Below are 12,463 nucleotides of genomic sequence, written 5' to 3' on the forward strand. Positions count from 1 at the left end.
GCCTTTCTCTTGATCGTCGGGGTGGGGAGCGGTGGGGCGGGGGTGCGGGGTGGGAGGGTGGTTGGGTGGTTTGGCTGTTGGGGTGGGGTGTCGGTGGGGGTGGGGATCGGTGGCCCGTGATGTGGGATCACACTCACGGCCGTTGGTAGGTCCACCCTGCGTGTGGGAGCATGGGCACATGCTTGCCGCTGTCGTCCGTCGCTTCGTGGCCCGTCGCCACGTCGACTACGGCCGCGTGCGCAGCGCCATCTGTCCGGCCCACTGACGACGCCCGACCCATCCGTCTCGGGCGCGTAGTCGCGCCGGCCGTCCGACACCGCTGTCCACGGCCCCGTCCCACGGGCCGGCCGCGCGCCCGCGTCCAGAGGCACAGCAGACAACGGAGGACGCCGCGATGGCGGTCAGCAGCACCCCCGCCCGACCCGACGCACCCACGGCAGCCGTCGCGCGGGCACCCCGCCGCCCCCGTGGGGAGGGCCAGTGGGCGCTCGGTCACCGTGAGCCGCTCAACGCCAACGAGCGGATCAAGAAGGACGACGATCCGCTGAACGTCCGGGCCCGGATCGAGAACATCTACGCCCACCGGGGCTTCGCCTCGATCGACCCGCAGGACCTGCGCGGCCGGTTCCGCTGGTGGGGCCTCTACACCCAGCGCAAGGCCGGCATCGACGGCGGACGCACCGCCGTGCTGGAGCCGCACGAGCTGGAGGACGAGTTCTTCATGCTCCGTGTCCGGGTCGACGGTGGCCAGCTCACCCTGGAGCAGCTCCGGGTGGTCGCGGACATCTCCCGGGAGTTCGCCCGGGACACCGCCGACATCACCGACCGGCAGAACATCCAGTACCACTGGATCCGGGTCGAGGACATGCCGGAGATCTGGCGTCGGCTGGAGTCGGTGGGCCTGCAGACCACCGAGGCGTGCGGCGACTGCCCGCGGATCGTGCTCGGCAGCCCGGTCGCCGGGGTGGCCGAGGCCGAGCTGCTCGACCCGACCCCGGCGCTGGAGGAGATCGTCCGGCGGTACGTCGGCGACAAGCGCTTCTCCAACCTGCCCCGCAAGTTCAAGACGTCGATCTCCTGGCTGGTGGACACCCCGTACGAGGCGAACGACATCGCCTTCCTGGGCGTCGACCACCCGGAGCACGGCCCCGGCTTCGACGTCTGGGTCGGCGGCGGCCTCTCCACCAACCCGATGCTGGCCAAGCGGCTCGGCGTCTGGGTGCCGCTGACCGAGGTGCCGGACGTCTGGGCCGGCGTGGTCGGCATCTTCCGCGACTACGGCTACCGCCGGTTGCGCAACCGGGCCCGGCTGAAGTTCCTCGTCGCCGACTGGGGCGTGGAGAAGTTCCGCGAGGTGCTGGAGAAGGAATACCTGGGCCGCACGCTGCTCGACGGGCCCGCCCCGGAGCTGCCCGCCAAGCCGGTCGACCACATCGGGGTGCACCGCCAGCGCGACGGGCTCGCCTACGTCGGGGCCGCCCCGGTGGTGGGGCGGGTCTCCGGCACGCAGCTCGCCCGGCTCGCCGACGTGGTCGAGGCGCACGGCAGCGGCCGGGTGCGGCTCACCCCGTACCAGAAGCTCCTGGTCCTGGACGTGCCCCCGGAGCGGACCAACTCGCTGGTGGCCGAGCTGAGCACGATCGGCCTTCAGGCCCGGCCGTCGGCGTGGCGGCGCGGCACGATGGCCTGCACCGGCATCGAGTTCTGCAAGCTGGCCATCGTCGAGACGAAGGCGCGCGGCGAGGAGCTGGTGGCCCGGCTGGAGGAGCGCCTGCGCGACTTCGACGCGGACATCTCCATCCACCTCAACGGCTGCCCGAACGCCTGCGCCCGCACGCAGGTCGCCGACATCGGCCTCAAGGGGCAGCTCGTGGTCGGCCCGGACGGCCGCCAGGTCGAGGGCTTCCAGGTGCACCTGGGCGGTGGCCTGGGCATGGCGCAGGGCCAGACCGCCGGTTTCGGCCGCAAGCTGCGCGGCCTGAAGACCACCGCCGCCGAGCTTCCGGAGTACGTGGAACGGCTCGCCCGCCGCTACCTGGCGAGCCGGACCGAGGGCGAGTCCTTCGCCAACTGGGTGATCAGGGTAGACGAGGAGGAACTCCGATGAGTGAGACTCGTTCAGCGCCGCTCTACTGCCCCTACTGCGGTGAGGAGGACCTGCGGCCGAGCGAGGCCGGGCACGGCGCGTGGGAGTGCCACGCCTGCGCCCGGGTGTTCACGGTGAAGTTCACCGGCCTGCTGACCGAGGCGGTGACCCGATGACCGCCCTGGTGTCGGCCGCGACCCTGGGGCTGGTCGGCCCCGGCGGCCCGACGCCCGCCGATCCCGCCCGGCGCAGCCCGCAGGAGCTGCGGGAGCTGGCCGAGCGGGCGGGCCGGGAGCTGGAGGGCGCTCCGGCGCTGGAGATCGCCCGCTGGGCGGCCGAGACGTTCGGCGACCGGTTCTGCGTGACCAGCTCGATGGCCGACGCCGTGCTCGCCCACCTCGTCTCCCGGGTCGCGCCCGGGGTCGACGTGATCTTCCTCGACACCGGGCTGCACTTCCCGGAGACGCTGCGGGTCCGCGACGAGGTGGCCCGCCGGCTGCCCGTCAACGTCCGGTCGATCCGGCCCCGGCTCACCGTCGGCCAGCAGGACGGCGAGTACGGCCCCCGGCTGTTCAACCGGTCGCCGGACGACTGCTGCCAGCTGCGCAAGGTCGAGCCGCTGGAGCGGGCGCTGTCCGGGTACGACGCCTGGGCCGCCGGGCTGCGCCGCGACGAGTCGCCGACCCGGGCCAACACGCCGGTGGTGACGTTCGACGCCCGCCGGGGCAGGGTGAAGGTGAACCCGATCGCCGCCTGGAAGCAGGCCGACGTGGACGCCTACATCGCCCGGCACGACATCCCGGTCAACGAGCTGTTCAAGCGCGGCTACGGCTCGATCGGCTGCTGGCCCTGCACCCGCCGCACGAAGGCGGGGGAGGACCCGCGGGCCGGCCGCTGGGCGATGTTCGAGAAGACCGAGTGCGGGCTGCACCTCTGACCGTGTCCGGGATCCGGGGGTCGGCGCTCGCGGCCGGCGACCCGGTGGTCCTGGTGGCGCACGGCAGCCGGGATCCCCGGGCGGCCGAGGCGACCCGGGCGCTGGCCCGGGCGGTCGCGGCCGCCCGCCCCGGCGTGGCCGTGTCGGCGAGCTGGCTGGACCACACGGACCCGGGGCCGACGGAGGCGCTGCGCTCGCTGGCGGCGGCCGGGCATCCCCGGGCGGTGCTGGTGCCGCTGCTGCTCACCGCCGCGTACCACCGGCGGGTGGACGTCCCGGCGGCGGTCGCGGCGGCCCGGGAGTCGGGGCCGCCGATCGACGTGCGCGTCTCCGACGTGCTCGGCCCGGCCGACGGGGTGGTCGACGGGGCGCTGCTGGCCGGGCTGCGGCGGCGGCTGGCGGAGGCGGAGCCCGGCCGGTTCGACGCGTTGGTGCTCGCCGCCGCGGGCACCCGGGATCCCCGGGCGCGGGGTTCGGTGGGCCAGGTCGCGGCGGCGCTCGGCGCGGCGCTCGGGGTGCCCTGCCGGGTGTCGTACGCCTCGGCGGCCCCGCCGGACGCGGGCGCGGCGGTGTCCCGGCTGCGCGCGGCGGGGGCCCGGCGGGTGGTCGTGTCGGCGTACTTCCTGGCCCCGGGGCTCTTCCACGACGCGGTGCTGGCGGGGGCGCGGGCGGCCGGCGCGGTGACCGTCTCCGGGCCGCTCACCGACGCCCCGGAGCTGGCCGATCTGGTGCTGCGCCGGGCGGACGCCGCACCGCCGGAGTGAATCCGGGCGGGCGGCTGCTTCCGGGCGGCGGCGCGTCGGCCGGGTGATCGGTGCGGCCCGGCCCGGGGCGCGCAGCGGGCCCGGGAGGACGCCGCACAGCAGAACGCCCCGACAGGGGTTGCCCTGTCGGGGCGTGGAGCTGTGGTGCGTGCAGTAGGTCAGGCGGAGTGAGCGCGCAGCACCCGGAGACCACCGCGGCGCTTGACGGCGCGCCGCTCCTCCTCGCTCATCCCGCCCCAGACGCCGGCGTCCTGACCGGACTCAAGTGCCCACTGGAGGCACTGGTCGGTCACGGAGCAGCGCCGGCAGACGGCCTTGGCCTGCTCGACCTGCAGGAGAGCCGGACCGGACGTCCCGATCGGGAAGAACAGCTCCGGGTCCTCGTCGCGGCAGACAGCATGGTGACGCCAGTCCATGGCGGCAACACTCCTCATTCTGGATGGGTGGCAGATATTGCGTTGGTGCTTTTCCTTTATGCATCCGCACGCCGATGGTCACGGTTCGCATCCATCAATTCGGCGCTGCGTGAGCAGGCTCTGGTAGCCACTGGGACCTGCTGGAACAGCTCAACACAATGAGCATGTCCTAGCAATGTCCCGGTAACTCAAGTTCGCTTGTGAATACTTTCACGAACTCACGCGATGTCAAGGGTGACGCTCGGAAAAACTCCGAGCGGTGAGCAAGCTCACGACCCCTTTGTCCGGTTTGCAGGGAGTCCTGGTTACCCGGCGTACCACAGTCGAGGATCAATATAGTACAGTCTGCGTGACATTGCTGACATTTCCGGCACCTCGCCCTCGGTGTGGCGGCCACCGCATCGACAGCGGTGGGGGAACCGCGCTCGACCAAGGGCTGTACCCGAGACCTAGCAGATTACTCTCAGTGCGGCCGGAACGGATGCGAATCTGACTTTTTCCCGCTCGCCGAGATAGTCCCCGTCGAGCTGGAAAGCCTGAGGACGGCTCGCGACCAGGGTGAACTCGGCCAGGTCGTGCAGCTGCAACACCTGACGCCCCCGCGGATTGGGCGTGTGGGAGAAGAACTGGGTCACTGTGCGTGCCGTGCTCGCCACGCGGAGCTGCCGCATGGCGAGCACGTCGAGCCCGAGATCGAAGGACGCCGCCGGATTCGGGTTGATCTCCCGCTCGCCCAGGTACGTCCAGGGCGCGGTGTTCTGGATGATGACCGTGGCGATCTCACCCTCGGTAACCTCGCCGGGGCGTTCCAGTGAGATCGTCGGATGGCGACGGTTCGAGCCGAGGAAATACTGATTGACCGTCGAGCGCAGATAGAGCGCCGGCGTCGAGACCCGGCCGCGCCGACGGGCCTGCTCGACCCGGTGGATCACCGCCGCGTCGAGGCCGAAGCCGGCGCAGAAGGTGAAGTAGCGGTCGTCGGCCCGGCCCAGCCCGATCGTGCGGGACCGCCCGAGCCGCAGCCCCTCCAGGATCATGCTGGTGCCCTCCGGCCACTCCCGGGGCAGGCCGAGCGCGCGGGCGAACACGTTCGTGGAGCCCCCGGGGACGGTGGCCAGCGCCGGCAGCCGCTCGGCGGGGCTGCGCCCGGTGCGGATCGTCGGGGGCTCGGCCGCCATCAGGCCGTTGACCACCTCGTTGACGGTGCCGTCGCCGCCGAGCGTCACCACCAGGTCGACGCCCTCCTCGGCCGCCTCCCGGGCGAGGTCCATGGCGTGACCCCGCCGGCGGGTGTACCGCACCGACAGGTCGACTTCGCTGCGCAGCGCCCGGACCAGGACGTCCCGGCTGCGTTCGCTGGTGGTGGTGGCCTTCGGATTGACCACCAGGACGGCCCGCATGGGCGGCACTGTACCGCGCCCCACCACCGGTATCGTGGCGCGCGTGACCATCGACTCGGACCAGGACCCGACCACGCTGCGCTGGGCGGTCCGGCTGCTCCGGGCGGAGGCGGTCGCCCTCGGCCTGGTCGCCGTCTGGCTCGTCTGGGCCGACCTCACCGCCACCACCACCGACCTGCCGTCGGCGCTGCTGGTGACCGCGTTCGCCCTCGGCGGCGCGGCCGCCCTCTGGGCGCTCGGCGGCGCGCTCGGCCGCCGGCGCGCCGGGGCCCGGGCTCCGGCGATCGTCCTGCAACTGATGCTGCTGCCGGTCGGCTGGTACATGATCCAGGGCGGGCTCGGCTGGCTCGGCGTGCCGCTGATGGCGCTCGGCCTCGGCGTCAGCGCGCTGCTCGTCAGCCCGCCGACCACCCGGGCCCTCGGCCTCACCTGAGCCGGGTGGGCGCGGGCCCGCTGGGCGGCCCGTGGCGGGCGAGGAGCGCGGTCAGTAGCCGGCGCGGCGGGTCAGCAGGGAGATGGTGGCCCGGCCGTTGTGGGCGCTCGCCGAGGCGGCCGTGGTGAGGGCCGTCAGCACCTTCCAGGCGAACGACGACTCGGAGGGGAGCGTCGCCCCGCGCACGGTCGGCACGGTCACCTCGACGGTCAGGGCGTCCTCGGTCACCTGGAACCGGCACTCCAGCTCGGCGTCGCGGGTGGCGACCGCGAGGAGCATGGCGCACGCCTCGTCCACGGCGATCCGCAGGTCCTCGATCTCGTCGAGGGCGAACTGGAGGCGGGCGGCGAGGCCGGCCGTGGCGGTGCGGAGCACGCCGAGGTAGCCACCGTCGGCGGGCACCGTGAGGTGCACGATGTCGTCGTCGGTGGCTGGCTGGCCGGTCAGTTGAGTCACGCCTCATCCCCCCGGTGGGGGACTCTACCCCGTCAGGCGGACGGACGCGTGGACGCGGCGCTCGCGGGCGGCGTCGCGTCGGCCGCGAGGGCGGTCAGGGCCGCCCCCGTCAGCCGGTACGGCACCCACTCCTCCATCGGGGACGCGCCGATCGAGGCGTAGAACCGGGCCGCCGGGTTCCAGTGCAGCATCCACCAGTCGAGCCGTCGGTAGCCCCGCTCGACGCAGATCGCGGCCAGGGTGGCCAGCAACCGCCGGCCCGCGCCGGTGCCCCGCGCCTCGGGGCGGACGTAGAGGTCCTCCAGGTAGATGCCGTGCACGCCGGCCCAGGTGGAGAAGTTGAGGAACCACAACGCGAAGCCGACCGGCCGGTCGGAGCCGTCGACGGCCACGTGGCCGAAGAGCGCGGGCGTCGGGCCGAACAGGGCCTCGGTGAGCTGCCCGGCGGTCAGGTGGCACTCGTCGGCGGCCCGCTCGTACGCGGCCAGCTCGTGCACCATGGCGACGACGGCCGGCACGTCCCCGGGACGCGCCGGCCGTACCGTCGGTGTCGACCCGGAGGTCACGCCTGCTTGGTCTCCCAGAAGATCTTCGAGATCTCCTCGATCTTCGCGAGCAGCTCCTCGGCCTTGGCCGGGTCGGCGCTGCCCTTGGCGCCGCTGGCGCCCGCGAGCTTGGTGGCCTCGTTGAACAGGCTGTGCAGGTTCGGGTACTTCTCGAAGTGCGCCGGCTTGAAGTAGTCCGTCCACAGCACCCACAGGTGGTGCTTGACCAGCTCGGCGCGCTGCTCCTTGATGATCAGCGCCCGGGTGCGGAACTCGGGGTCGGTGTTCGCCTGGTACTTCTCGGCGATCGCCTTGATCGACTCGGCCTCGATCCGGGCCTGGGCCGGGTCGTAGACGCCGCACGGCAGGTCGCAGTGGGCGCTGACGGTGACGCTCGGCATGAGGATGCGCGGAAGTCGCATCGGGATCCTCCATGGGAAGTTTGCGATGATCCAGGACGACATTACTCCTGGAGATGCTCCCCAGCGGTGCGGAGGTGAAACCGGTGCCCCCCGACACGCCCGCCGCCGACCGGCTGCGGGGGCCGCTCGCCGCCGTACTGGTGACCGGTCCGTCGATGGCACCCACCCTGCGCCACGGCGACGCCCTGCTGGTGCGGCGCGGGGGCCGTCCGATCCGCCCCGGCGACGTCGTGGTCGCGGTCTTCCGCAGCCGTCCGGGCCTGCTCGTGGTCAAGCGCGCGGTCCGCCCCGCCGACGGCGGCTGGTGGGTACGCGGCGACAACGACCTCGTCACCGACGACTCCCGGGCGTACGGCGTGGCCGACGTGCACGGCCGCGTCGTGGCCCGCTACTGGCCCCGGCCGGGCCGGCTGCCCCGCCCCGCCGGCTACCGGCGAGTATGACCCTACTCACATCCGACTTGTGCTCCCGACACTATGCTCGGCAGGTATCCGGGTGACCCCCGCACCGTGCCACCGCCGCTGGCCGCCTCACCTCGCGCTGGCGCCGGTCGCCTCGTCTACCCGACAGATTTCCTGGAGTCACCATGTCTTCGTCCACCGTGGATCCTGCTGATCCCGTCTTCCAACTGCACGTCGGCGGCAAGCTGGCCGTCGCCTCCACCGTCCCGCTGAGCAGCCGCGAGGACCTCTCCCTCGCGTACACCCCGGGCGTGGCCCGGGTGTGCGAGGCGATCGCCGCCGACCCGGCGCTGGCCGACGACTACACCTGGGCGGGGCACACCGTCGCCGTCGTCACCGACGGCTCGGCCGTGCTCGGGCTGGGCAACATCGGCCCGCGCGCGGCGCTGCCGGTGATGGAGGGCAAGGCGGTGCTGTTCAAGCAGTTCGCCGACGTCGACGCGGTGCCGGTCTGCCTCGACACGCAGGACGTGGACGAGATCGTCGCCGTGGTGAAGGCCCTCGCCCCCTCGTTCGGCGGGATCAACCTGGAGGACATCAGCGCCCCGCGCTGCTTCGAGGTGGAGCGCCGGCTCGACGAGGCGCTGGACATCCCCGTCTTCCACGACGACCAGCACGGCACCGCGATCGTCGTGCTCGCCGCGCTGCGCAACGCGGCCGCGCTGCTCAACCGCAAGCTCGGCGACCTGCGGGTGGCGGTCAGCGGCGCGGGCGCGGCCGGGGTGGCGGTCACCCGGATGCTCATCGCCGGCGGCGTCGACCCGGCCCGGGTCGTCGTCTGCGACTCGAAGGGCATCATCGGCCGGCACCGCGCCGACCTCACCGGCGCCAAGGCCGACCTCGCGGCCGACACCAACGCCGAGGGGCGGTCGGGCGACGTCGCCGAGGCGCTGCGTGGCGCGGACGTGCTCGTCGGCGTCTCCGGCGGCGAGATCTGCGAGGCGGCGGTGGCCGGGATGGCCCCCGGCGGGATCGTCTTCGCCCTGGCCAACCCGACGCCCGAGGTGCACCCCGAGGTGGCCGCCCGGCACGTCGCCGTCGTCGCCACCGGCCGCAGCGACTACCCCAACCAGATCAACAACGTGCTGGCCTTCCCCGGGGTGTTCCGGGGCGCGCTGGACGCCCGGGCGACCCGGATCACCGACGGGATGAAGGTGGCCGCCGCCGACGCGATCGCCGGCGTGGTGGCCGAGACGCTCACCGCCGACGCGATCGTGCCCTCCCCGCTGGACCCGCGGGTCGCCCCCGCGGTGGCCGAGGCCGTCGCCGAGGCCGCCCGCCGCGACGGCGTCGCCCGCGCCTGACGTGCAAGGAGGGGCACCCTGTTAACGCCTTCGGTATAGCAGGGGCCCCTTCTTAACACCCCCGCTCCTTGTTACGGTGCGGATCATGCGTGCCGCCTTCGCCTCGAGATTCGACGCCGACAACCCGCTCGCCGCGCTGACCGTCGGCGAGCAGCCCGAGCCGGCCCACCCCGAGGACGACTGGGTGACCGTGCAGGTGCGGGCCAGCTCGATCAACCACCACGACCTGTGGTCGCTGCGCGGCATCGGGCTCGGTGCGGACCGGCTGCCGATGATCCTCGGCTGCGACGCCGTCGGCACGGCCCCGGACGGCACCGACGTGGTGGTCTTCCCGCTGGTCGTCGACCCGGGCGACCCGCGCGGCATGTCGATCCTCTCCGAGCACTTCCCCGGCACCTTCGCCGAGCGGGTGGCCGTACCCCGGATGAACCTGCTGCCCCTGCCGGCGGGCCTGTCGGCGACGGACGCCGCCTGCCTGCCGACGGCCTGGCTCACCGCGTGGCGGATGCTGACCACCAAGGGCCGGGTCGACGAGGCCGACGCCGTGCTGGTCCAGGGCGCGGGCGGCGGCGTCGCGACGGCGGCCGTCGCGCTCGCCGTCGCGCTCGGCAAGCGGGTGTACGCGACCAGCCGCGACGCCGGCAAGCGGGAGCGGATCGCGCAGCTGGGGGCGACCGCGCTGGAGCCCGGCGCGCGGCTGCCCGAACGGGTCGACGTGGTGATCGAGACGGTCGGGGAGGCCACGTTCGACCACTCCCTGAAGTCGGCCGCGCCGATGGCCCGGATCGTGGTCTCCGGCGCGACCGCCGGGCACGAGCCGAAGGTCAACCTGCGGCGGGTCTTCGCCATGCAGCTGGAGATCCTCGGCACCTCGATGGGCACGCCGGGAGAGCTGACCGAGCTGCTGACGTTCTGCGCCGAGCACGAGGTGCGCCCGGTGGTGGACAGCGTGGTGCCGTTCGGCCGGATCGAGGAGGCGTTCGCCCGGCTGCACTCGGGCGCGGCGTTCGGCAAGATCGTCATCGACCACACGGCGTGAGCGCTGGCCGTCGGGCGCCTGCCGGGAGCTTGTTAGGAGGGGGCCCTTCCTATACCGAATGCGTTAACAGGGGGCCCTTCCTTACAAGCGGTCGTCGAGGGTGGCGACGCCGCCGCGGGTGGCCTCGTCCGGCAGCCGGCGCTTGGCCGCCGCGTCCCCGTACAGGGTCCAGCGCAGGAACTCGACGCAGGTGTCCGAGACCACCCGCAGGGCAGCGCCGTCGGTGAGCAGGGCCCGCCCGTGGTCGCCCTTCGGCAGGCTCAGCATCGCCTTGGGCCAGGGCACCCTGTCGTACGCGGCCTTGCCCGAGGCGTAGTCGACCACCTCGTCGGCCTCGCCGTGCACGAACAACTGCGGTGCGGCGGCCCCCGCGAACGCGGTGCCCACGCCCAGGCCGGTGCCGGCGAAGACCACCCCGGCGTCCAGCCGGTCGTCCCGGCCCGCGGTGAACAGGCCGATCGTGGTCACCCCGCCGGCCGAGTGCCCCGCCGCCGCCACCCGGTCGGTGGCGAGCCGCCCGCGCAGCGGGTCGCCCGCCTTCGCGTCCAGGGCGAGCACCCGGGTCAGCGCGTACGACACGTCGGCCGGCTGGTTCAGCACGTCCAGCACGTTGGTGTCGGTGCCCCGCGCGGTGTGCGGGAAGGCCGGCGCGGCCACCACGAACCCGGCCGCCGCCCAGCGGGTGAGCAGCAGCTCGTAGTCCTCGGGCCGCCCGTTGAGGCCGTGGCTGAACATCACCACGGGGAAGCGCCCCGTCGCGGCCGTCGCGGACCGCTGCGGCGTCCCGCCCGCCGCGCCCCGGGCCGGGTACCAGATCGTCACCGGCAGCGGGCGGTCGCCGTCGCGGTTGAGCTTGAGCTGGCGTACGCCGACCGCGAAGCTCTCGCTCGGCGCGCTGCCGGCGGGCACGCGCGGGGCCGGGGTGGTCGCCTTCGGGGCCTGCGCCGGGGCGGCCTCGCGCCAGGCGGGCTCCGCGCCGCCCGAGCAGCCGGCCAGGCCGGCGGCAAGCAGGGCGGTGGCCAGCAGGGCTGCGGTACGACGGCGGCGGCACATGAAACCGATTGTGCCTCGCCGGACGGGGGCGCCGGCCCGCATCGCACCGCAGGTCAGGGTGCGCTCACCCCGGGCGACGGTGGCAGGCCCGGCGGGGCGCTGTTAGGAGGGGGCCCTTCCTATACAGAAAGCGTTAACAGGGGGCCCTTCCTTGCAACTCCAGTGGGTGGGGAGGGTGGCGTCCGTGGGGAGGCGGCGCAGGGCGGCCCGGTCGCCGTACAGCGCCCAGCGCAGGAAGTCCGTGGTGGCGGCGAGGACCTGGGCGAAGCCGGGGCGGCCCGGGGTCAGGTAGGCGCCGTGGTCGCCCCCGGCCACGGTGAGGAACCCGGCCGGGCCGGGCGTGCGGGCGTACGCGGCCCGGCCGACGGTCACCCCGACGACCGGGTCGGCGTCGCCGTGCACGAACAGCACCGGCGCGGTCGGCCCGGCGAACGCCCCGGCCAGGCCGCCCCCGGCGATCACGATGCCCGCCCGCAGCCGGGGCGGGTGCCCGGAGGTGAGCATCCCGGCGGTGGTGAAGCCGCCCGCCGAGTGGCCGGCGGCGGCGAACCGGGCCACGTCCAGGTGCCCGGCGAGCGGGTCGCCCCGGCGGGTGTCGAGGCGCACCAGGTGCCGGATCAGCCGCCACCCGTCGGCCGGCTGGTGGCGCACGTCGGCGCGGGTGAACCGGGCCGCCCCGCGCCGGGTGTGCGGGTACGCGGGCGCGGCGACCACGAAGCCGGCGGCGGCCCACCGGCTGGTCAGCGGGGCGTGCAGGGCGGGCAGGCTGTCGAGCCCGTGGCTGAACACGACGACGGGGAACCGGCCGGGGGCGACCCCGCCCCGGGCGGCCGGATACCAGACGGTCACCGGCAGCGGGCGCGCGCCGCCCGGGTCGAGGGTGAAGGTGTGCACCCCGACCGGGTACGCCGTCGCCGGGGCGGGGCCGGCAGACGGGGCGCTGCGGAATCCCGGGGCCGACCCCGGGGCCACGGTGGCCGTGCCGCAGCCGGCCAGCAGCGCCGTCATCGTCGCGGCGACCAGCCGGCGTACCCACACGCCCTCACGGTAGGCGGCCGGCGACGTCCGGCGGCCCCGCCGTCCGGACCGGTGGGCGACGCCACCCGGTCGGGGTGGCTCCGCCGATCCGGCGGTCCTACGGCGTGCC

15 protein-coding genes are annotated in these 12,463 nt (G+C 74.0%); 8 read left to right on the forward strand and 7 right to left on the reverse strand.

The window, feature by feature from the left end:
• Positions 1-394: 394 nt before the first annotated feature.
• The 4 genes from HDA31_RS03545 to HDA31_RS03560 are packed head-to-tail and all read left to right on the forward strand — an operon-like array spanning position 395 to position 3,787.
• Entirely contained in the window at positions 395-2,107 is a 1,713-nt protein-coding gene (locus HDA31_RS03545) for a nitrite/sulfite reductase (protein WP_178066306.1), read from the forward strand.
• The gene (locus tag HDA31_RS03550; protein WP_176734126.1) at positions 2,104-2,262 is read left to right on the forward strand and encodes a hypothetical protein; all 159 of its coding nucleotides are present in this window, start codon (positions 2,104-2,106) and stop codon (positions 2,260-2,262) included. The genes HDA31_RS03545 and HDA31_RS03550 overlap by 4 nt, the downstream gene beginning before the upstream one ends.
• On the forward strand, positions 2,259-3,023 hold the full coding sequence (locus HDA31_RS03555) for a phosphoadenylyl-sulfate reductase (protein WP_178066305.1): 765 nt from the start codon (positions 2,259-2,261) through the stop codon (positions 3,021-3,023). The genes HDA31_RS03550 and HDA31_RS03555 overlap by 4 nt, the downstream gene beginning before the upstream one ends.
• A 2-nt stretch (positions 3,024-3,025) precedes the next feature.
• Entirely contained in the window at positions 3,026-3,787 is a 762-nt protein-coding gene (locus HDA31_RS03560; RefSeq protein ID WP_376701435.1) for a sirohydrochlorin chelatase, read from the forward strand.
• 158 nt (positions 3,788-3,945) lie between these two features.
• Here the strand turns inward: HDA31_RS03560 and HDA31_RS03565 are convergent, their stop codons facing one another.
• Positions 3,946-4,203: a WhiB family transcriptional regulator gene (locus HDA31_RS03565; protein ID WP_007072794.1), complete on the reverse strand. Its 258-nt coding sequence runs from the start codon at positions 4,201-4,203 to the stop codon at positions 3,946-3,948.
• A gap of 449 nt (positions 4,204-4,652) precedes the next feature.
• The gene (locus tag HDA31_RS03570) at positions 4,653-5,603 is read right to left on the reverse strand and encodes a diacylglycerol/lipid kinase family protein (protein WP_178066304.1); all 951 of its coding nucleotides are present in this window, start codon (positions 5,601-5,603) and stop codon (positions 4,653-4,655) included.
• Between HDA31_RS03570 and HDA31_RS03575 the strand changes: the two genes are divergently transcribed.
• Positions 5,602-6,036, forward strand: coding sequence for a hypothetical protein (locus HDA31_RS03575; RefSeq protein ID WP_221486548.1), 435 nt, complete (start codon positions 5,602-5,604; stop codon positions 6,034-6,036). The genes HDA31_RS03570 and HDA31_RS03575 overlap by 2 nt on opposite strands.
• Positions 6,037-6,087: 51 nt before the next feature.
• On the opposite strand, the gene HDA31_RS03580 is transcribed toward HDA31_RS03575, so the two are convergent.
• The 3 genes from HDA31_RS03580 to sodN are packed head-to-tail and all read right to left on the reverse strand — an operon-like array spanning position 6,088 to position 7,459.
• Positions 6,088-6,492: an ATP-binding protein gene (locus HDA31_RS03580; RefSeq protein WP_178066303.1), complete on the reverse strand. Its 405-nt coding sequence runs from the start codon at positions 6,490-6,492 to the stop codon at positions 6,088-6,090.
• A 32-nt stretch (positions 6,493-6,524) separates the two neighbouring features.
• Positions 6,525-7,058, reverse strand: a complete 534-nt coding sequence (locus tag HDA31_RS03585) for a GNAT family N-acetyltransferase (protein ID WP_178066302.1) — start codon at positions 7,056-7,058, stop codon at positions 6,525-6,527.
• Entirely contained in the window at positions 7,055-7,459 is a 405-nt protein-coding gene (gene sodN, locus HDA31_RS03590) for a superoxide dismutase, Ni (protein WP_074472701.1), read from the reverse strand. The genes HDA31_RS03585 and sodN overlap by 4 nt, the downstream gene beginning before the upstream one ends.
• Before the next feature lie 53 nt (positions 7,460-7,512).
• On the opposite strand from sodN, the gene HDA31_RS03595 reads away from it, so the two are divergent.
• The 3 genes from HDA31_RS03595 (at position 7,513) to HDA31_RS03605 (ending at position 10,263) form a co-directional block, all read left to right on the forward strand.
• Positions 7,513-7,902: a S24/S26 family peptidase gene (locus HDA31_RS03595; protein WP_221486549.1), complete on the forward strand. Its 390-nt coding sequence runs from the start codon at positions 7,513-7,515 to the stop codon at positions 7,900-7,902.
• Positions 7,903-8,045: 143 nt separating this feature from the next.
• Positions 8,046-9,224 (forward strand): NAD(P)-dependent malic enzyme, encoded by a 1,179-nt coding sequence (locus tag HDA31_RS03600; protein WP_178066300.1) that lies wholly within the window; start codon positions 8,046-8,048, stop codon positions 9,222-9,224.
• Positions 9,225-9,300: 76 nt separating this feature from the next.
• The gene (locus HDA31_RS03605) at positions 9,301-10,263 is read left to right on the forward strand and encodes a zinc-binding dehydrogenase (RefSeq protein WP_178066299.1); all 963 of its coding nucleotides are present in this window, start codon (positions 9,301-9,303) and stop codon (positions 10,261-10,263) included.
• A gap of 81 nt (positions 10,264-10,344) precedes the next feature.
• On the opposite strand, the gene HDA31_RS03610 is transcribed toward HDA31_RS03605, so the two are convergent.
• Both HDA31_RS03610 and HDA31_RS03615 read right to left on the reverse strand, forming a co-directional pair.
• Positions 10,345-11,316 (reverse strand): alpha/beta hydrolase family protein, encoded by a 972-nt coding sequence (locus HDA31_RS03610; RefSeq protein WP_178066298.1) that lies wholly within the window; start codon positions 11,314-11,316, stop codon positions 10,345-10,347.
• Positions 11,317-11,418: 102 nt separating this feature from the next.
• Positions 11,419-12,324, reverse strand: coding sequence for an alpha/beta hydrolase family protein (locus HDA31_RS03615; protein WP_221486896.1), 906 nt, complete (start codon positions 12,322-12,324; stop codon positions 11,419-11,421).
• Positions 12,325-12,463 lie beyond the last annotated feature (139 nt).

The organism is Micromonospora carbonacea (genome assembly GCF_014205165.1).
Taxonomy (GTDB): domain Bacteria; phylum Actinomycetota; class Actinomycetes; order Mycobacteriales; family Micromonosporaceae; genus Micromonospora; species Micromonospora carbonacea.